Origin of the sequence: Collinsella sp. TF11-5AC (genome assembly GCF_003436775.1) — a bacterium.
GTDB lineage: Bacteria > Actinomycetota > Coriobacteriia > Coriobacteriales > Coriobacteriaceae > Collinsella.
Genome location: NZ_QSQO01000049.1, coordinates 1 through 900, shown reverse-complemented (window position 1 = coordinate 900; position 900 = coordinate 1). Strand labels below are relative to the sequence as shown.

Annotated in this window: 1 protein-coding gene; it reads left to right on the top strand. The window is 69.9% G+C overall.

Going from position 1 to position 900, the window contains the following annotated elements; genetic code table 11:
- Nucleotides 1–818, top strand: an 818-nt coding sequence (locus DXD16_RS10175) for an IS256 family transposase (RefSeq protein WP_117655990.1), incomplete at its 5' end; no start/stop codon positions are given.
- Nucleotides 819–900: the final 82 nt, after the last annotated feature.

The window sequence follows — 900 nt, the reverse complement described above, 5'->3', positions numbered from 1 at the left end:
CGGTGCCCTACGTCTGGCTCGACGCGACCTACGTCAAGTGCCGCCGCGAGGGGCGCGTCGCCTCCACCGCCGTGGTCACCGCCATCGGCTGCGATGCGGGCGGCTGGAGGCGCGTCCTGGGCGTCGACGTGGTTGACACCGAGTCTTACGACTCGTGGCTCGCCTTCCTGCGGACCATCCGCTCGCGCGGGGCGGCGGGCGTGCGGCTCGTCGTCTCGGACGCCCACCCGGGGCTCGTCCGGGCGCTCGGCGAGGTCTTCCAGGGCGCCGCGTGGCAGCGCTGCGCGGTCCACCTCATGCGCGACTGCATGCGCGAGGCGGGCTCCTGGCAGCTCAGGCGCCGCGTGGGCAGGATCGTCTCGCAGGTGTTCCGCGGGCGCGGCGCCGCCACCGTGACCGCCATGTACCACGTGGCGTGCGACATGCTGGAAGGGTGCTGCCCGAGGGCGGCGACAATCCTCGAGGAGGCCGAGCCGGACGCCCTGGCCTACCTCGACTTCCCGCCGTCGCACTGGAAGCGCCTGCGCACCAACAACGTGCAGGAGAGGACCAACCGAGAGATAAAGCGCAGGTCGCGCGTCGTGCAGGTGTTCCCGTCAACGGGCTCGCTGGTGCGGCTCGCGGGCGCGGTCATGTGCGAGCAGGACGAGATATGGCAGGAGTCCAGGTACTTCTCGGAGGAGAGGATGAACGAGCTCTACGACGAGGGCCGCACGCGCGGGATCGACGGCCCCGTCGACTGGGCGCGGCTTGAGGCGGAGGCCAGGAAGATGATCGAATCGGGCCTCGAGCTTGCGGACAGGGTCGAGGCGGCATAGGATATCAACCGTGTTCCAGGTTCCAGGACGCCGGGCCGACTCGCTTCGGATCGGGCTCTACACCAACTTTCTCGACACTACC